General features: G+C 68.4%; 13 protein-coding genes and 2 pseudogenes. 5 read left to right on the top strand and 10 right to left on the bottom strand.

What is annotated here, in order from left to right; genetic code table 11:
• On the bottom strand, positions 1-241 hold a 241-nt coding region (locus tag KDL01_RS27515), incomplete at its 3' end, for a TetR/AcrR family transcriptional regulator (RefSeq protein ID WP_212531526.1).
• 88 nt (positions 242-329) lie between these two features.
• Here KDL01_RS27515 and KDL01_RS27520 point away from each other — a divergent pair.
• A complete protein-coding gene (locus KDL01_RS27520) occupies positions 330-1574 on the top strand; it encodes an NADH:flavin oxidoreductase/NADH oxidase family protein (RefSeq protein ID WP_212531527.1) in 1245 nt (414 codons plus the stop codon).
• 68 nt (positions 1575-1642) lie between these two features.
• On the opposite strand, the pseudogene KDL01_RS46825 reads toward KDL01_RS27520, so the two are convergent.
• The 3 genes and pseudogenes from KDL01_RS46825 to KDL01_RS27530 all read right to left on the bottom strand — a co-directional run.
• Positions 1643-1980 (bottom strand): annotated as a pseudogene (locus KDL01_RS46825) (transposase); the annotation flags it as partial.
• Between the two features lies 1 nt (position 1981).
• Complete coding sequence (locus tag KDL01_RS27525; RefSeq protein ID WP_212531528.1) at positions 1982-2518, bottom strand: hypothetical protein; 537 nt, start codon at positions 2516-2518, stop codon at positions 1982-1984.
• A 77-nt stretch (positions 2519-2595) separates the two neighbouring features.
• Positions 2596-3774 carry an SMI1/KNR4 family protein gene (locus KDL01_RS27530; RefSeq protein WP_212531529.1) on the bottom strand — a complete coding sequence of 393 codons (1179 nt, stop codon included), beginning with the start codon at positions 3772-3774 and terminating at the stop codon, positions 2596-2598.
• Between the two features lie 757 nt (positions 3775-4531).
• On the opposite strand from KDL01_RS27530, the gene KDL01_RS27535 reads away from it, so the two are divergent.
• Complete coding sequence (locus tag KDL01_RS27535; protein WP_212531530.1) at positions 4532-10276, top strand: hypothetical protein; 5745 nt, start codon at positions 4532-4534, stop codon at positions 10274-10276.
• Positions 10277-10395: 119 nt separating this feature from the next.
• On the opposite strand, the gene KDL01_RS27540 is transcribed toward KDL01_RS27535, so the two are convergent.
• Both KDL01_RS27540 and KDL01_RS27545 read right to left on the bottom strand, forming a co-directional pair.
• Complete coding sequence (locus KDL01_RS27540; protein ID WP_212531531.1) at positions 10396-10647, bottom strand: hypothetical protein; 252 nt, start codon at positions 10645-10647, stop codon at positions 10396-10398.
• Between the two features lie 68 nt (positions 10648-10715).
• On the bottom strand, positions 10716-10982 hold the full coding sequence (locus KDL01_RS27545; protein WP_212531532.1) for a hypothetical protein: 267 nt from the start codon (positions 10980-10982) through the stop codon (positions 10716-10718).
• A 247-nt stretch (positions 10983-11229) separates the two neighbouring features.
• On the opposite strand from KDL01_RS27545, the gene KDL01_RS27550 reads away from it, so the two are divergent.
• On the top strand, positions 11230-11628 hold the full coding sequence (locus KDL01_RS27550) for a hypothetical protein (protein ID WP_212531533.1): 399 nt from the start codon (positions 11230-11232) through the stop codon (positions 11626-11628).
• 73 nt (positions 11629-11701) lie between these two features.
• On the opposite strand, the pseudogene KDL01_RS27555 reads toward KDL01_RS27550, so the two are convergent.
• From KDL01_RS27555 to KDL01_RS27565, 3 genes and pseudogenes are all read right to left on the bottom strand, one after another.
• Positions 11702-11998: pseudogene (locus KDL01_RS27555) on the bottom strand (PxKF domain-containing protein); the annotation flags it as partial.
• Positions 11999-12074: 76 nt separating this feature from the next.
• Entirely contained in the window at positions 12075-13253 is a 1179-nt protein-coding gene (locus tag KDL01_RS27560; RefSeq protein ID WP_212531535.1) for a YVTN family beta-propeller repeat protein, read from the bottom strand.
• A 1254-nt stretch (positions 13254-14507) separates the two neighbouring features.
• Positions 14508-15440: a DUF4232 domain-containing protein gene (locus KDL01_RS27565; protein WP_212531536.1), complete on the bottom strand. Its 933-nt coding sequence runs from the start codon at positions 15438-15440 to the stop codon at positions 14508-14510.
• Between the two features lie 605 nt (positions 15441-16045).
• Here KDL01_RS27565 and KDL01_RS27570 point away from each other — a divergent pair.
• Positions 16046-16681 carry a transposase gene (locus KDL01_RS27570; protein WP_212531537.1) on the top strand — a complete coding sequence of 212 codons (636 nt, stop codon included), beginning with the start codon at positions 16046-16048 and terminating at the stop codon, positions 16679-16681.
• 357 nt (positions 16682-17038) lie between these two features.
• On the opposite strand, the gene KDL01_RS27575 is transcribed toward KDL01_RS27570, so the two are convergent.
• Positions 17039-17560 carry a hypothetical protein gene (locus KDL01_RS27575; RefSeq protein ID WP_212531538.1) on the bottom strand — a complete coding sequence of 174 codons (522 nt, stop codon included), beginning with the start codon at positions 17558-17560 and terminating at the stop codon, positions 17039-17041.
• On the opposite strand from KDL01_RS27575, the gene KDL01_RS27580 reads away from it, so the two are divergent.
• Positions 17538-17822: a hypothetical protein gene (locus KDL01_RS27580; protein ID WP_212531539.1), complete on the top strand. Its 285-nt coding sequence runs from the start codon at positions 17538-17540 to the stop codon at positions 17820-17822. The two genes, KDL01_RS27575 and KDL01_RS27580, sit on opposite strands and share 23 nt — an antisense overlap.
• Positions 17823-18217 lie beyond the last annotated feature (395 nt).

Below are 18217 nucleotides of genomic sequence, written 5' to 3' on the forward strand. Positions count from 1 at the left end.
GGTGGGCGGCGGCCAGGAATCCGGCGAGTTCGCGATAGCCCTGCGCGGCCACGGCGGACACCAGCGCCTCCCGGTCCGCGAAATGCCGGTACGGCGCCGTTGCCGAGACCCCGGCCCGCCGCGCCACCGCCCGCAGCGACAGTCCGGCGCTTCCGTCCTCCTCCTCAAGCAGGTCCCGCGCGGCCTGTAGGCAAGCGGCGCGCAGATCGCCGTGATGGTACGGCCCGTTGGCCTGTGGCATGAGTCACGCTCCAGAAAGTTTACAGCGCTCACATCCCCATCTAATGTGAGCGATGCAAACATGATAGTCGATCGAGAGGAGAACCCGGATGGCCAGCGAGCTGTTCGCGCCCCTGCCCCTGCGATCCGGGACGGTACTGGGCAACCGGATCGCCAAGGCGGCCATGGAGGAGAACATGGCCGGCGAGAGCCAGCTGCCCGACCGGCAGCTGCGCTCGCTCTACCGGCGCTGGGGTGCCGGCGGCACCGGCCTGCTGATCACCGGCAACGTCATGGTGCACGCCGAGGCCCTGACCGGACCGGCCGGAGTCGTGCTCGACCGGAACGCGCCGCTCGAGCCGTTCGCCGCCTGGGCCGAGGCCGGCAAGGAGGGCGGCGCGGCGATCTGGATGCAGATCAACCACCCCGGCCGCCAGGTCCAGGCCGACATGCCCGGCGTCGTGTGGGGCCCGTCCGCGGTCGGCGTCGAGCTGGGCAAGCACAGCAGCCGCTTCGGCAAGCCGGTCGCGATGACCCTCGAGCAGATCAACGCCACCGTCTCCCGGTTCGCACTCACCTCCGCACGCGCCGAGCAGGCGGGCTTCGACGGGGTCGAGATCCACGCCGCGCACGGCTACCTGCTCTCCCAGTTCCTCTCACCGCTGGTCAACCGGCGCACCGACGCCTACGGCGGATCGCTGCAGGGCCGGGCCCGGATGCTGCTGGAGGTCGTCGCCGCCGTGCGCAGCGTGGTCTCGCCCTCCTTCGCGGTCGCGGTCAAGCTCAACTCCGCCGACTTCCAGCGCGGCGGATTCGACGTCGACGACGCCCGTGCGGTGATCGGGATGCTCGAACCGCTCGGGGTCGACCTGGTCGAGCTGTCCGGCGGCAGTTACGAGAGCCCGGCGATGACCGGCCGCCCCGCCGACGCGCGCACCGCCGCCCGCGAGGCCTACTTCCTCGACCTGGCAACGGAACTCGTCGCCACCAGCCCCCTGCCGCTGATGCTCACCGGCGGCATCACCCGCCGCGAGACCGCCGAGAAGGTGCTCGCCGGAGGCGTGGACGTGGTCGGGATGGGCACCGCCCTGGCGCTGACCCCCGACCTGCCCGACCGATGGCGCGCCGCACGCGAGGCCGACAAGCAGATGCGGCCGGTCACCTGGTCCGACAAAGCCATGGCCTCGGCCGCGAGCATGGCCCAAGTCCGCCACCAACTGCGCCGCATCGCCGCCGGCAGCGACCCCAAGCCCGGCACACACCCGGCATACGCCCTGATCAACGAGCGACGCCAGGCCCGGAAGGCGTTGCGCCGCTACCGCACCTGGCTCGCCTCCACACCGCCCGGCGCCTGAGAGATCCCGACCAACCCGCTCGAACGGCGGTTTCCAGGGATCGTCGCAACGCGTGGTCAGGCGGGGATCAGTGCAGCGAGACGCTCGGCGGCGTGAGCGGACAGGTCGGCGCCCTCGGGAAGAGTCTGCGTAGCAGGCTATTGATATTCTCGATAGGGCCTGGCACGGGCTGCGTGGGTCGGCGAAGTACACCGGCATGCCGGGGGTTCCGCCGTGATCTGCGCGTGTGCGGAGAGCTCCATGCCTCGGTCCCAGGTCACCGACCGGCGCAACTGCTTGGGCACTGCGGCGATCGTGGAGGCGAGTGCCCTGCTCATCGCCAGGGCACCGAAGTCGGCTGCGGCGCCCCGTTCTCGGTGCGCGGAGTCAAGCCGTAGCCCTCCTCGTGCGGTAGGTGGATGAGCATCCTAGAGTCCCTCAATTCGGCACAGCCCGAGGATGTACCCCTCGAACCCTGCGAACTCCGCTTGCGCCGAGTCGATGATCGACCGAGCCGGCCTGTACCCTCCGGGCGCGAACCGCTGTGCGATCTCGACCAGCTCCGCATGCGGACGCGAAGGCCGGTCGCGCTCACGCTCGTCGACCGCCTCGAACGGGCCGGAGCCATCCGCCAGCACCCACAAGAACCCGCCCAGATCCGAAGACACCGCGCCGAGATCGCCCTCAGAGCCGAAGAACACCACCGGCTGCTCGATTACCGGCCGACCAGACCGGACTAGCCAGAACGCCGCGTATCCCCCCGTGCCATCCTCGCCGATCACCCGGAACTCGTCCCCGTCGAGGTCTTCATTGCCCGTCCACGCCCGCAGCCACCGGGTGGTCTCCTCGGCCGTCATGTAGCGGCTGTGCGGCTCGTAGTCGGCCTCTCCAGCGCCGTAGTCGAAGAACACCCCGGCCACCGCTGCGAGCGCTTCGGGGAATCCCCGGTCATCGGCTGCATCCACGTCCGAATGCTAACCGAGCTACACCGGCGGGAGCCCGCAGTCGCAGGTTAAAGAACAAGCTAAAGGTCAGTCGTGGGTCAGTCGTGATGAACCGGTCCGCGCGGGGTCGTGAGGATCTCGTGGCCGCGAGCCGGGGTGATCAAACGGCCAAGGACTGAGTCGGCCAGGAGAGCTGCGGGTGCCACATCGTGGGGTCCTGCCGGTCGCCAGTGATGCACCGCGTCGGCGATCCGTTGCCATGCCTCGTCGTCGAGGCCGGCTGTCGCGAGTTGCCGGGCGGCCGCGACTGCCTCGTTGAAGGCGCTGCCAAGGAAGCTCGGCGCGAAGGCCGCGGTGTCGATTGCTGCACGCACCTCGGCGGTCTGCGCAGGTATCGGCGCGGGCGATCGGCTGATCGAGTTATCTATCAGATAGGCCTTGGTCGAGCTCTGCTGTTCCTGCCAGTCGTACATCGCCAGCAGGAACAGCGGGATCACGGTGGTGGAGAGCAGGGCTTCGCCGATGAGGTGTTCAGCCCTGTTCGGAAGCAGACTCATCGTGCGCTCGCGGACCGCCGTCCAGTCACCCAGCAGCGCGTCGATCTGGATCCTGGTGACCTGTGCGCCGATCCGGCCGAATGTGACTGCCTCGTCCAGGATCGGCACCTGGGTGATGAGGTCACCGCTCATGATCGCCGCCCGAGCTCCGGCACATTGCGCATCGAGGCCCCGCGAGGTGGCGTTGTCGGGCTCCAAAACGTAGTGGAACGTGGCGTACTCCTCGTCCATCAGCGCACGGAACGAAGCGGCGCGATCTCCCAACCCGGGATACCAGTTGGCGAAGTGATAGGCAGCCCATTCTCCGTCCGTACCGACATCGCCCGGGTCGAGGAGGAACACACCGGAGTCACCCTCGGTGGAGATGCACAGCGACCTGGCCAAGATCTCATGTTCGTCGTTGTCCGACCAGATCGCGCACCACTCCGGTTCGAGCTCACGGAACCAGCCGACGGAGTCGGTGTCGCCCAGTCGGTAAATGGCCGGCGCCGCATGAAGCCAGCCGTTCGTGACCGCCAGAAACTCCCGGTAGCTCGGCGGCAGCACGCATCCGAGACGAGCCTCAGCCGCGGCAAGCTGCTCCTGTGTCGCCCCGTCGAACCCCAGCCACCGACGCTCGACCGTCCCGACGGGCAACTGGTCCCGGGTGGCGCTATCGGCCGCATCGATCCACTCGCCGCTCCAACGGGCCAGGAACTCCGGCCACTCTCCCAGATCCATCAGCGGGCTCCCTGCCATCGGCTGTCGTCCGCCCAGATCGTAGCCACCATCTCCGACAGGGCGCGCAGACAGAACCAGCCGTGATGGATCTGGCCGGCCTGAGGTGGGGAAGGGCCAGGGCGACCGCCCAACGGCTGACCTGTCGGGCCTCGTTGTCGAGTACGTAGGTGGCCATGGAAGGTGACAGGTCGCCAGAACTCTTTGGGAGAGGATTTCGCTGCTTGACGCGAGGACCCGGAATCTCAGCCACAGCACTTGACCGCGTCCCAGAGCCCAAGGCCGGGCCGCAGGTCCCGCGGGCCGAAGAAGGGCGACACCGCACCGGAGTCCGCACAGGACGCCGCTGGGAACGACGCCGCGCCGCCGGCCCCGCTGCCCCCGCTCATTCCCGCCGATCCGACGGCTCTGCACGTGGTGTCGCATGTCGGCCACGACGAGCGCGCGGTCCGGTTCTCGCCCCCGTTCCCGTCGGCACGTGCTCCCCGGCGCATCACCGCGTGCGCTGGCCGGTATGGGTGGAGTTCGCTCCCTGAGACTGGTCCCGGACGCCGGGCGGCCCGACGCTGAGCGAGCAATACTCACCCGACGAGACGACCTCAGACGACTCGATGGGGTGGGTGATCACTCGAGGCGCGCGTCGCCACTCTTCGTCACCGGAGCCGACATGGTGTCCCAAGCTTCACTCCAGCGATTCTCTGAACTCCGAGACGACCCTCCGGCGGAACCGGCGGCGCCCCCGACGCCGGACGCGTTCCGCGTGAGCACCATGCTGATGCAGGACGCCGTGACCGACGCCGGCGTGTCGGTCGGCGACGGCCTGTACAACCAGGAAGCCGTCTTCGCCAACCCGTTCAAGGCCATGCGTGAGGAAGCACTCGTCGTCAACCTGCACGGCGTGCTGACCTACCTGGAACGCACCGACACGTCCGAGACGGGATGGCTCCAGACGGAGGTGTGCGACGCCGATGGCGCGGCGTACGCGCTCGCCGAAGTCGTCGTGGCGCAGCACGCCAGCGGCGACCTGTGGGCGATCTGCTCGCCGACGGACCAGGACGCGAACGCCTTCGCGCTGAAGCTGGGGCTGCAGAAGCCTGCGACGGGCGACGACCCGGCGCGCTGTTCCTGGAGCGGGCAGGTCGACCTGGGCGTGCCCGCCTTCTTCGCCCGGTCGCTGTGCGTGTCCTACTCGCCGCAGAGCGGGCCGCTGATCCTGGGGGCGATGCTCTCACCGTCGAGCGGGTTCGACTTCGCCCTCACCGCCCAACTCCCGACCCCGAGCGGGGCGACGGGGCCGTGGGCGCCGGTGTCGGCGGTCGGCGGCGGCCTTCCGTATCCGGTGGTGGGCGGCGGCCTCCTGCCCGTCGATCCCCGCAGCGGAAAGCGCAACGTCCTGGTCAGGTACTACCTGAACGGGCAGCAGCTGCTCCGGGTCGACTTCTGCCCTGACGGCACCGCGGCCGTGACCACCACGGTCGCCTCGAACGTGGCACAGGTCTGCGGAAGCTTCTACGTCCCCTATCTGAACCATGACAATCCGCAGGGCGACGTCGGGTGCATGTACCTCCGCGCCTCGGACAACGACCTGGTCACCGCGTACTCGAACAAGGCCGGTGCGTTCCACTACGAAACCGTGTCAGGACTGACCTTCGCGGGCCCGACCAGGTGCTGGCAGGACGCTGACGGCCTGTTGCACGTCTTCGGCATCGACGACGCGGCGGCGCTGCAGGTGCTGCACCAGGCCACGTGGCAGGCCGCATTCGACATGAACGGCTATCCGGTGACGCGGCCGCAGTGGACGTCGGCGGCGGTGGCGGGGGCGCCGGCCGGCATCGGCGGGTTCGCCCTGGCCGATGCGAGCGACCGCATGGTCGCCTTCGACTTCACCGGTTCGGGCAAGTCCGACCACCTGCTCGCCTACGGGCCGGGCAACGCCGCGTCGAGCGTGGCGGCGTCGGTTCTCGCCCACACGGCCGACGGCACCTTCAGCACCGTCGGCACACCGGCCGTTCTGCCCGGTCTGAACGCGGCAAGCACCACCGCCACACCGCTCGACTACACCGGCTCCGGCAGCCAGGACCATCTCCTGATCACCGCGGGACTTCCGGCGGCCCAGCTCTTCCAGGGCGTCGACGGCGTCCTGACCGCGCTCGGCCCGAGCGGGCCGATCACCGAGAACGCGCCGTTCCAGGCCGCGGACGCGATCGTGGCGTTCGACTACACCGGTCTGGGACACAACGACCACCTGCTGGTCTACCGGCCCGGCGCCGGCCTGGCGTGGCTGCTGGCCCCGACCGGGGACGCGGCGGGCCATCCGTACCGGATCGTCGCGGCGATGCACGGCATCGGCACCTTCGACCTGATGAACGCCGCCGACCGGATCGTGGGCCTGGACTACGACAGCTCGGGCAGCTGGACACACCTGCTGATCTACCGGCCCGGCACCGGCACCGTGTACATCGTCACGACGGACGACAAGGGCGCGTTCACCACGGTGCTCGCCAGCCACAGCGGGATCGGCGGCTACGACCTGGCGGTGTCCGAGGACCGGCTGCTGGCCTTCGACTACACCTGCAGCGGGTTCGACGACCACATCCTGGCCTACCGGCCCGGCAACATTCCCGGGCACAGCGACCAGCAGGTGTGGGTGCTGGAGCGGACGCCGCGTACGAACACCTACACCCAGCTGAAGCCGCCGAGCAGCACGCACGGCATGGGCGGCTACAACTTCGCCGACCCCGCCGACCGCGTGGTAGGGCTCGACTACATCGGCACCGGCGGCCTGTGCTACCTCGTCGCCTACCGGCCGGGCGCCGGGAAGGTCTCGGTGATGGGCCAGCGCGGCGTGGCCAGCATCACGCCGGTCTACCAGGCGCCACCCGCCCCGGCCGCCCCGGTCACCGTGGGCCTGCACACGGAGGTCATCGGCTTCCAGCTGGATCCGTACCCGGACTACAAGCCCTCCGAGCTGATCAAGATGAGCGGAGTCACGGCGCAGGAGGCGTACTGCGTCTGCACCCAGGACGTCACCACATCCCAGTGGCAGCTGGAGAAGGTACGCATCCCCGCGCCCGACCCGGCGAACCCGCCCGCGCCCGTCATGGTCTCCCACTACGTCGCCCAGGCCACCCTGGTCGACACCCGCGGCCTGCCGATGCCCGGGTACGCCGTGAACGTCACCGCGGACACCCTGGTCGAGGCCCAGATGGGCGGCATCTCCTACCAGGTGGGCCCGGGCCGCCCGGTGGCCGTGGCGACCGACTCGCACGGCCGGCTGACGGTGTCCATCGCCGCGCGCGGGCTGAACCCGCCGGTGGTCCACCTGGCCGCCGACGGCCTGGCCTCGGGCGAGGCGGTCAGCTTCGCCACCCAGGTCAACGACTTCCTGGCGGGCAAAGCCACCCTCCCGTCCCAGTCCGGCACCTTCACCCCGGACCTGCTCGCCACGGCCAGCTGCACCCCGAACGCGCCCGGTCTGGAATCCGCTCCGCTGGCGGACTGGGCAGCCCTGAAGCAGCGCGGGCTCACCCCCGAAGTCGTCGTCGACCACTGCACCACCATGTACGGGATGGCGGGCGGCAACAAGGCCCTGCCGAAGGCCGTGTTCGAGGGCTTCGACGCTCCGCAGCCGATCGTCGGCTACGTCATCCAGCTCTGGGATCCCGAGCAGCCCGCCTTCCAGGCCTTCCGCACGGACGGGGAACTCGAGGCCTACCGGGCCCGCCGCACCACCCACCCGGCGTACGGCGGCTGGTGGGACGACGCCGTCTCCTGGGCCGACGACGTGTGGGAGGGCATCAAGAGCGGCGCGGCGAAGGTCGCCGAGGTCATCGTGACGACCGTCGTGGAGATCGCGGTGTGGGTCGGCGACGCCGTGGTCTCCCTCGGCGAGATCGTCATCGACGCGATCGAGCAGGCCGTCCACGCGGTCGAAGCGGTCTTCCAGATGATCGCCGACGCCATTGCGCGCGTCATCGACTGGCTCAAGGCGCTGTTCGCCTTCGGCGACATCTGGGACACCAAGACGGCCATGCAGGGAATGCTGAACCAGGTGCCCGACCAGATCAAAGCCGCGGCGCAACAGTACGGCTGGGTCACCGCCGCCTGGTTCGCCGGGCAGCGCAGCGCCGTCCACCAGAAGCTGATGAGCCTCAAGGACCAGTACGCCGATACGCGGATGGGCGACTTCGACAACAAGGTCCCCCCGTTGACGTCCGCGGACGGGGCGCCGGTGCAACCGCACGCCTTCAAGGACAATCCGCAGGCGGCGTGGGCGCGCAACCGGTTCATGGGCGACTCGGCCCAACTCCACCTGAGCACCGCCCTGGGCGCGGTGGCGCTCCCGGATGCCCTGGAGGACGCGTTCCGCGCCCTCGTCGGCGTCATGACGGGCGGCACCCCGTCGCCGATCGACGGCTTCACCGCCGCGATCGAGAAGTTCGGGACCGCCGTGTCGGACCTGTTCGACCCCGACGCCGGAGGCAACGCGGCCATCGCCGACCTGATCGACTGCCTCGACGACGTGGCCGGGGCCATCCTGACGTTCCTGGGCAACGTGGTCGCCGGCGGCCTGCAGTTCGTCACCGTCTTCGCGGACGCCCTCGGCGACCTCCTCGACACGCCGCTCGACCTGGGGCCGCTCAACGTCCTGTGGGACTGGTTCATGGACCTGGCCGGCCACCCCGGCGAGCCGCTGACGCTCTCCAGCGTCTTCTGCCTGGTCGCAGGCTTCTTCGTCACGGTGATCTACAAGCTCGTCATGGGCGTGGACAACCCGCCGTTCCCGGGCGGTCTGTTCCCGGTGGCCCCGGCCTTCGGCGCGGACCCGACCGCCTCGCCCCGGGTGCCCTTCCTGCCCGACGGCGGGGCCTGCTACGGCTTCAACATCGCCGCCGAGCTCCTGACCGCGACGGTGTTCAACGGCCTCGAGGTCGCGACCAACTTCACCGGCGACAACGCGGCCATGAACTGGGCCTACTGGTTCTTCGGCATGGTGGCCTTCGTGGGCTTCCCCATGCCGTGGACGTTCACCTCGACCCGCTCCTCGTCCTGGTGGGGGCCGTGGTTCATGTGGGCCCTGTCCTCCGGCATCGGAGCGTGCACCATCAAGTTCGGGGCGGAAATCAACAAGGACGGCAGCAACACCGTGCTGAAGCAGTGGGGCAAGCTCGGGGCCGCCACGGCGTTCGGAATCGGGGCGAGCGCCCTCGCACTGTCCGCTCTCGCCTCCGACAACGAGCAGGATCCCCCCTGGACGATGGCGGCCGCCATCCTCGGGTGCGTGTCGACGATGACCGCCCCCCTGATCGTGATCGCCGACTCGTTCAAGGACCCCAAGGTCAAGGCAGGCATCCTGATCGCCAAGTCCGTCGTCGACGTCCTGTGCAACGCGGCCTCGGGAATCCTCAGCGTGGTCTACAACAGCATCGCCGTGGACGGCAGGGTCCGGCTGACCTACACCGGCGCGTCCCCCGGCAAGTACGGGGCCTACTACTGCGAACTGCCGGACGCGTTCATAGGCATGACCTACTCCGGCAATCAGCTGGCAGCCACCGGGAAGTATCCGCCGTTCTCGTACGCCCTCGGCAAGGGCACGCCCTTCAGCGGCGACGCCGGCGACCAGCTCCCGGACGGCATGACGTGGACCACGGTCACCGACAACGACGGCAAGCAGCAGTTCGTCCTCGGCGGAGCGCCGAGCAATCCGCAGCAGGTGGACGCCGACTTCGGCGTCTGGGCCACCGACAGCAACAGCTACCCGCCCTTCAACGCCGCGCTGGAGTGCTACATCGCCATCTACCCGGCCAAGGCCGGATCGGCTGCGATCACGGGCGGGGACAACCAGTCGGCCCAGGTCTCCGCACAGTACGCGAGTCTGCTCGCGGTCACGGTCAAGAACACCAACGGACAACTCCTGCCGGGCGCCGCCGTGACCTTCACCGCGCCGGCCGGCGGGGCGTCGGGAACCTTCCCCGGTGGCGTCACCAGCGTCACGGTGACCACCGACGCCCACGGCACCGCGACCGCCCCCGCGTTCGTCGCCAACGGCGTCACCGGCCCCGTCCGCGTGACCGCGGCAGTCCCCGGCGTCAGCCAGGCCTCCGTGGCCTTCACCCTCACCAACACCGCGTCCACGGTCCAGATGATCCAGGCCACCACCGGCAGCGGGCAGGCCTACTCCGGACAGGTGTTCAACGACTCGCTCCAAGCCACCGTCATCGGCCCGGGCAGCACCCCGCTGGCCAATGTGCAGGTGACCTTCACCTGTCCGTCGGCGGCTGACGGGAGCTTCGTGAACAACCAGCAGCAGACCATCGTCGTCCTCACCGACGGCAACGGCGTGGCCCACGCGGGCGCCTTCCGGGCCGGCACGATCGCCGCGGGCGGGCCGCAGATCGATTTCACCGTCACCGCCGCGGTGGTCGGATCCGCGGCGAAGCCGGCCGCCTTCGCCCTCACCGTCCTCCCGCTGTCGCAGCCGACGCGGCGGAATTCGAGGGAGTGACTCCTGTTCTGCTGCACGTCAGATTCGAGGTGGTCAAGGTGAGAGCAGAGGCCTCGATCGACCGGACCAAGGTTCTCTGTACTGATCGTGGACTGCGTCGAATCTCGGCTTCCTGCGCTTCACTCACTGTCAGCGGGTGGCAGAACCGTGATGATCTCGGCGGTCCCAACCGGCAGCGCGATCTCGTGCATCGTGATCACGTCGCCCTGTGTGAGGTGCTGCCATCGGCTCGGCGTCAGCGGCGCCAGCCGGACCGTTCCCTGCTGCCCGGGTTCGAGCGAGGGCGCGAACTCCACCCAGATGCGCGCGATGGCCAGGTCTGGCCCACCGGCGCTGGTGCGGTGTCCGATGTCCCACATCGGCCGCAGCATGCCGGCTCCGGGGATGGCCGATCGACGACCTCCACTTTCCGGCGAGTCGAGCGCCAGATCGGCCCTGATCACGCCGTGGTCGATTCGTAGCTTCTCCAGTGGCACCAAGCAACGCTTCGATCGAGATGAAGGATGTCAGCGGCGTCGGCCAAGAGCTGCCAGAAGCGCGTTGGCTGCGGGTGTTCGTCGCTGACGTCCACAAGCATGCCGAGCGCAAGTTCCCATTCGCCCATGCCGAGGTCGCGTCGGACGTCGTCCACGGTCACTCCCGCATCGGTTGTGAAGCCCTCGGTCGCAAGGTCAGCGGCTGCGCTCAGGATCTCGGGAATGCCCATGGATCGATTGTGGCCCTGTGGGTGCCGAGACTGTCATCCGCGCAGGTGAGGGTGCGGATCGGTCTGTCTCGGCAGGGCCTGTTGGAGTCGCCGGTTGTGGTGCGGGATCAGGGGATTCCACGGGAATGGCTGGCTGTGCTGGTTCGGTTTGTGTAGCTCGCGGTGGTCAACGGGTTCGCGGCGTTGCGTCTCGGTGGCTTGGGCGGGCTTCCTGTGCGGTCAGGCTGAGGCGGTCATTGCCTGCGACTTGCTGGAGAACGTCGCCCTGACCGGCCGGCGCCTCTACGTCTTGGCGGTGGTCGGGCACGCGCGGCGCCGGGTCCGGGTCCTGGGCGCCGCCGCACACCCAGATTCCGCCTGGGTGGCTCAGGCTGGACGCAACCTGGTCATGGACCTGCAGGACGCAGGTGCCCGGGTGCGGTATTTGGTCCGGGACCGCGACGGGAAGTTGCCCGCCTCGTGCGGTCAGATCCTCGCCCAGGCCGGGATCGAGGTTGTACCCACCAACGTCCGTTTGCCGCGGATGAATGCGATCATGGAGCGGTGGGTCGGGACGTGTCGACGTGAACTGCTGGACCGCACCTTGGTCTGGAACCAGGCCCGCCGCCTCGGCGGCACCCTCCACGAATACGAACATATGGCCTGAACGGCGTGGATGGCATTTTCGGCGCCCACAGGCGCCCGGGCGTGGTGGCCGGGCGCCTGCAGGGTTCAGGCCGCTACTTGGTGAAGGTGAATAGTGCGGTGTGGTCGGAGCAGTCGACGAGTTGGAGCCTGAACACCTGGCAGGTGCCGGCCATGGCCTTGGCGGTCTTCCACACGTAGGTGTAGGTGTCGCTGGCGGCGCCGTAGGTCAGGCCGGAGCCGCCGGCGGTGTCGGTCAGGGTGCCGGTGTTGATCGGGGCGCCGGTGCTGCAGTTGACCTGGGTGACGGTCGGGTATCCGGGCGCGATGACGTCCAGTCCGTCGTGGGCGCCGAGGCTGAACTTCATCGGGATGGCTTGGCCGGCGTGGACCTGGTTGTAGGGGTGACGGCGGTGATCTGGGTGTCGGAGTCGACGGTGAAAGAGGCGGCCGCGGTGTCGGCGAAGGTCACGGCGCGGTGGCGCCGGTGAATCCGGTGTCGGCGATGGTCACGGTGGTGCCACCGGTCTTGGCGCCGGAGGCGGGGCTGACCGCGGCGACCGAGGACGGCCGCGGGGTGAGCACGGCCAGCCCGTACGGGCCGGCGCCGACGGGGACGGTCGCGGTGACCTTGTTGGTGGCGGTATCGATCACCGAGACGGTGTTGTCGCCGTAGTTGGTGACGTAGGCCGTGGCGCCGTCCGGGCTGAACGCCGTCTCCGCCGGGAAGGTGCCCACCGGGATGGTCGCGGTGACGGTCTGCGTGGCGGTGTCGATCACCGATACGGTCTGGTAGCACCCGTTGGGGACGAAGGCCGTGGCGCCGTCGGGGCTGAACGCCACCCCGTCCGGGGTTGAGCCGGCCGGGATTGTCGCGGTGACCGTGTTCGTGGCGGTGCTGATCACCGAGACGGTGTTGTCATCGAGGTTGGTGACGTAGACCCTGGAGCTGTCCGGGCTGACCGCCAGCCACAACGGAAGTGTGCCCACGGGGACGGTGGCGGTGATCTTGTTGGTGGCGGTGTTGATCACCGAGACGGTGTTGCCGTTGTAGTTGGCGACGTAGGCCTCGGCGCCGTTCGGGCTGACCGCCACCGCGTTCGGCCCGGCACCGACCGGGATGGTCGCGATGACCTTGTTGGTGGCGGTGCTGATCACCGAGGCGGTGTTGCCGCCGTAGTTGGTGGTGTAGACATTCGCGCCGTTCGGGGTGATCGCCACGTCGTCCGGGCTGTTGCCGACCGGGATGGTGGCGGTGACCTTGTTGGTGGCGGTATTGATCACCGAGACGGTGTTGTCGCCGTAGTTGACGACGTAGGCCGACGAGGCAGCCGGGACGGCCGCCACCGCGTCCGGCTTGTTGCCGACGGTGATGGTCCCGGTGACCGTGTTCGTTCCGGTGCTGATCACCGAGACGGTGTCGCCGTTGCTGTTGGCGACGTAGGCCACGGAGGCCACGGCGGCGGGCCCCGGGTGCGCCGGGGCGGCCAGGACCGTCGTTCCGGTGGCCGCCGCGTGCGCCGGGGCGGCCAGGACCGTCATTCCGGTGCACGCCAGCGCGGTCGCGAGCAGGCCCGCTCCCACCCGGCGCCGCGCGCTCTGCGGGCCCCGGCTGCGGCGGGACACGATGACATGGGGCAACAACAAGATGTTCCCTCCCTAGAAGGCGACACGCCAGGGCGGCGCGGCTCACGCGCCGACGCCCCGGACGCGACGGGCCGAGCACGCCCCGGCCTGCGCGCTTTTCAGTGTTGTCGCAGAACCCTTACAAAACAAGGAGCGCGTCTGGCGAACACTGGCGTATTCGCCGGCGCCGCAATGCGCCGGGACACCGGGGGGCGAACGCGGCGCGATCGCGCCCCTCCCGCACGCCCCCTCGACCGGTCCACGCGCTACGACGGGGAAACCGGCGTCACGCTCATTGCCGAAGCCACGCCGGCCGCGGAGCGCCACCCGAGGCCGGACGACGTGACCGATGTGTTCGCAGGACTGCTCAGTCTCTGGACTCGGGGACCGTGTCGCGACGGCGCCATCGGCCGACTTGGTAGCGCACCCCTGCCCCGTCCCGCTGCACCACGCCCATTCCTGTGCCGCCGTCGGCCGGCCCCGCTATTGCTGCAACGACGTTTCGTGATGTCCCCTGCGCTTGTAGTGGCTGATGCGTGCTCGGGCCTGGCTTCGTCTTCGCCGTACGGGTCGACGCGCAGGAAGGTGCGCTGCACGAGGTCGGCGTCCGGCTCTCGCCGTGGGGGAGCAGCGGGGGAGCGGAAAACAGCTCCCACAATGAATCAGAGCTCTTGTCGAATCACTCTCGACAGAGGCCCTGACCTGCATACTTCGCGGTGGGCGATACTGGGATCGAACCAGTGACCTTTTCGGTGTGAACGACTCCCAACCGATGCCGGTTGCACGCGGAGCGCTTGACGTGCTTCCGGCTCGGCTGACGATCCGTTCGATGTCCTCGCTGGAGGATCGCTGGAGGCCTCTGAACTGCGAGGGCTTCTCGGTATCTGGAGCCGCGAAGGGTGTTGTCGGTCCGCTGGCGGCTGGTGGGGAGCACCGGGCGGTTGATCCCTGCTGCCAGCGGAAGTCTGGTCTGCGCGAACTCTGTGAACGGTGGAGCTCAAACCAGGTCGGCGGCCGCAGTGCTCTCCATCCTTGGGAGTAGCTTGACCTCTTCGGGCTCTCCGAAGAAGTAGCGTGCACTGGGTTCCCTCGACGCTTTCTAGCTTGACGCCGCGTAGGCACGAGCCGTCTAAATTGCGGCGCAATCGAGCGGCGTGGACCGATCCCGGTGCGCTTCAAAGCCAGTGAAATGACCACGCTGTCTTGTGCCGAGCAACAGACCTGACCCCAGCCTGCAGACGAACCGCACCGGGCAGCAGCCACACAGACCTACTGTCAGCTGTACAGACTCGGCGTGTCGAAGAACGAGTTGAGTGCCGCGGTATCAGCGTGCGATTCGGACTGCTGGGTCGGATTCTGCATCGCGTCCGGCAGACCGGCCAGCTGCGTCAGTTTCTGCGCGGCGGCGCTGAATCCGGTGGAGCCCGGAGCGTTGGTACCGGCTGGATAGCTCAGCACTGCCGCCGCTTCGGTCCAGTAAGCTCCCTGTACTGCCGAGATGGCACCCGCCCCGGCCTTCCACAGCTGCTGGGCCTCGGCGAACGCGCCCGCGCTCAGCGCGGAATCACCGGCAGTGGAGCCGGGGCTGAGCGCGGAGAGCGCCGGGGCCACGCACATGCTCGTGTTGATCTGCAGGTGGGCGGAATGGGTTTCGTTCGGCGGAGTCACCAGCAGGTTGGGGACCTGGGAGCACGTCGGGTTACCCGAGCTCGGCGGCCAGAACGTGGTGACCGCGTAGAGCACGGCGGCCGCGGTGCCCCCCGGTTGCAGGGTGATCTGGGCGGTCTCCGGTCCGACCCGCATGGCCTGGTAGACCTGGGTACCACCGCTGTTCAGGGCGGCGACGCCGGGCCAGCCGTGCACGGTGCATGCGTCAGTGCCCGTGTTCTCCAGAATGATCGGCACGGTGTAGGAACCCGCGGCGCCAGCCGGCGAACCTCCCCCCACAGTCAGCCGGATGTCGGCGGTCAAGCACCCGGATGCCCCGGCCGCCTGCCCACCGCTCGTCTGCGTCGACTGCGTCGTCTGGCCGGCCCCGGCGACTCCCGCACCGCCGGGCGCAGCCGTCGACGCCTTGGTTGTGCCGCTCGCGCCGCCGCCCGATGCCGAGGTCGACGACGGCGCCACGCAGCCGGACGCGCTCAGCACGGCCCCCGCCCAGACCAGCCACGGAACCGAAGTCTTGACCAATGCGCCTTGCTTGAACATCGCCGTTCTCCCTCACCCCAAGGCCAATTCCTCTGAGGAAGATGATGCACCGGCACCGGCACGCTGTTGATGATTTCCTGAAGAATTTATTCAGCGCCCGGCCGAGCCGGCCAGGCGCCGGTGCGCCGCGGTCACCGGTCACCTGCCCGGCATCCGGGTGCCTGGCAGGCGGACACGATTGGCCTTCGACCGCTACCGGACGAGCAGATCAGGGCTCCACGACGACTCGTCTTTGTCGAACAGTGTGACGTCGCCGAGCAGTTGCGCAGCGGTCGGCCGCGGCCAGTGTCCGCCTCGCCGGAGTACGTCGTCGTCGCGCAGTAGGTGATGTCGCCGGTGGTCTTGCGGTCGCTGGCCGTATCGGGGCACTTGGGGCCGACACCCGTCAACGGACCGGTGCCGGTGCCCTGAGCGAGGACATAGACCGTACCGTGGTTGCCATTGAAGGACTCTGTCGGGAATCTTGAGGCGACGGGCCGCGCGGCGGCATTAGCTTGGCATGTGGCATGAACTCTGGTTTCAGCTTTCGATGATCAGGGTTCTTCGCATCGCGCCGCGGCCGAGGCGGTGCGCTGCCGCATCGACTTCCAGGTCGCGGCATCACCTTGACCGGCCCGGTCAAGGACGGCGGCTCCTGGCAGCAGCGGTGCGGTGACGGCTTCGCACGTGAGGACTTCGACATCGACTTCGACAAGCGGCAGGTGACCTGCCCGCCCGGCAAGACCAGCGGAAACCGTCTCGAACTCCCCTCCCAGGCCCCGCACACGCTGGTCAGGTTCGACAAGCTCTACTGCGACGCGTGCCCGGACCGAGAGCGCTGCACCCGCTCGGGTGAAGGCCGCTCCATCAACTTCCTGTCCCGCCACCTGCACGAACGCCAGCAGACCAACCGCGCCCGGCAACAAGACCCACAGTGGCTGTGCACCTACGGCCCCCGCGCCGGCGTCGAGGGGACGATGAGCGAGATCGTCAACGGGCACGCCGGGCGCCACTGCCGCTACCGCGGACAAGCGAAAACCCACGTCCAGCAGGTGCCCACCGCGATCGCCATCAACCTCGAACGCCTCGATGCCCACGAGTCACCCGAGCACCGTCCCCGACAGCTCACGGCGTTCCAGGGCTACCTCGTCAAACACGGCTACTCGATACCCCCTGTGGTTGCGCGGCAAGAGCTGATGGCGATCTCGGTGTCACCGCGCTCCGCGTCCGGGTCCTGCGCGACGTGCGCGGCGATGAGCTGATCTCTCTGATCCAGGCCGCACTGCCCGCCCGGTGGCAAGCGCGGTCGGCCGCTGTGCCGACCGCGCCACCTGTTCGCCGACCGAGGCTACGACCATGAGGTCTGCCGGGACCGGGTCCGCCGGTATCAGATCACCCGGCACATCACTCAGAGTGGCACCGACCGTGGCTCAGGCCCGGGGGTGTGCCGCTGGGTGGTGGAAGGTGCGCTCGCGCTGCCGCACTGGTTTTGCTGTCTGCGCATCCGCTGAGAGATCCGCGACAACATCCACGACAACATCCACGAAGCGTTCGTCACCCTCGGCTGCGCCATCATCTGCCGGTCGACGACTCTGCAACGACGCACTATATGGGGAGTACTAAGAAACCGTAGGGTACCCAGACAACGCCACGGGCCATGTGATGTAATTCCATGCTACACCCGAGCACGTCGGATTCGAATTCCATGAGGTGATCTGGATCTCTTGCAGCTCCGCCGTGTTGTGCGAGCCGGTGCTGAATTCGAAGTATGTGCACGGGCCGAACGGCACGCAGCCGTACTGATACAGGTCCTTGTTGAACTTAATGCAGCCGTAGTTGTTGTTCGTTTGGATGGATACTACGTAGTAATCCGACGGGAAATTGTGGGTGCCCGTCCCGCCGTACGCGAAGCAGTTGTACGAGGGGTCTTGGAGCATCACCCCCCAGGGGTCGGGGTCTCCGTTGGCGCCGCAGACCTCCGACGTCATCGTCATGGGGTGGATGGATATGTGCGCGGTGGCCGCGGCCGGGCTCGAGCTGCCGGCACTGGCCTGTGCAGGCCCTGCTATGACGAAGAGCCCCGCAAGTGCCGCCGCGAGTGCGAGGAACAGGGGTTTGATGTACCTGGTCGACTTTGTCATGGTGAAGCTTCCTTCGGAGTGGTGGGTATTTGCCGGTTGCGCCGTGACGAACCCTGGGCTTGGGTGGGCGCCGACCGGCACGCCTCAGCGTCCTGCGGGGCTTCGCTTTGGTGGGTGCGCGACAACGCAGGACTCAGATACGAGAGTACAGATTTACCTGGGTCGCGCCTACGGCGCAACCTGCCAAGAAATGGAAAAGATCTCCGCTCGTGTTCTCGACGAACAGGAGGATCTGGATCAGCTCGCACCTGATCTTGGTTGAGATGTCGAGAATTCCATCCATGCTGGTCAAGCCGCGATATGGTATTCGTGCAGGATTCCGCCGATCCGATCGCGCGAGTGACCGGCTGAACCGGGAGGTCGCCGCGCCGGCTGCCCCGAGACGGTCCCCCTGCCGACGCGCCTTGGTCCCGAGCGTGGCGACCCCTACCGAGGTACTCCAGGCAGTCACCGCCTGCGGCCGACTTCTGAGCTGTGTACTCGCGGCAGTCGGTCCTGTCCTGCGAGCCTGGCACTGGGGCCCATGTGATCCTGAGGGATTTGCGGCAATGGGCGTCGCCGAAACCCTGCTGTACACCCACGGCATCACGCAGGGCCTGGCCGTGGACTGGCTGCTGCCCACGCCGCTGTGCACGGCCGCGCTCAACCGGCTCCTGT

Source organism: Actinospica durhamensis (assembly GCF_018139695.1).
Taxonomy (GTDB): domain Bacteria; phylum Actinomycetota; class Actinomycetes; order Streptomycetales; family Catenulisporaceae; genus Actinospica; species Actinospica durhamensis.

Excerpts from the sequence above, each read along its gene's own strand:
- KDL01_RS27575 (WP_212531538.1), bottom strand. The coding sequence starts at position 17,560 with ATGACAAAGTCGACCAGGTACATCAAACCCCTGTTCCTCGCACTCGCG.
- KDL01_RS27545 (WP_212531532.1), bottom strand. The coding sequence starts at position 10,982 with ATGGGCATTCCCGAGATCCTGAGCGCAGCCGCTGACCTTGCGACCGAG.
- KDL01_RS27540 (WP_212531531.1), bottom strand. The coding sequence starts at position 10,647 with ATGCTGCGGCCGATGTGGGACATCGGACACCGCACCAGCGCCGGTGGG.
- KDL01_RS27580 (WP_212531539.1), top strand. The coding sequence starts at position 17,538 with ATGTACCTGGTCGACTTTGTCATGGTGAAGCTTCCTTCGGAGTGGTGG.
- KDL01_RS27520 (WP_212531527.1), top strand. The coding sequence starts at position 330 with ATGGCCAGCGAGCTGTTCGCGCCCCTGCCCCTGCGATCCGGGACGGTA.
- KDL01_RS27565 (WP_212531536.1), bottom strand. The coding sequence starts at position 15,440 with ATGTTCAAGCAAGGCGCATTGGTCAAGACTTCGGTTCCGTGGCTGGTC.
- KDL01_RS27530 (WP_212531529.1), bottom strand. The coding sequence starts at position 3,774 with ATGGATCTGGGAGAGTGGCCGGAGTTCCTGGCCCGTTGGAGCGGCGAG.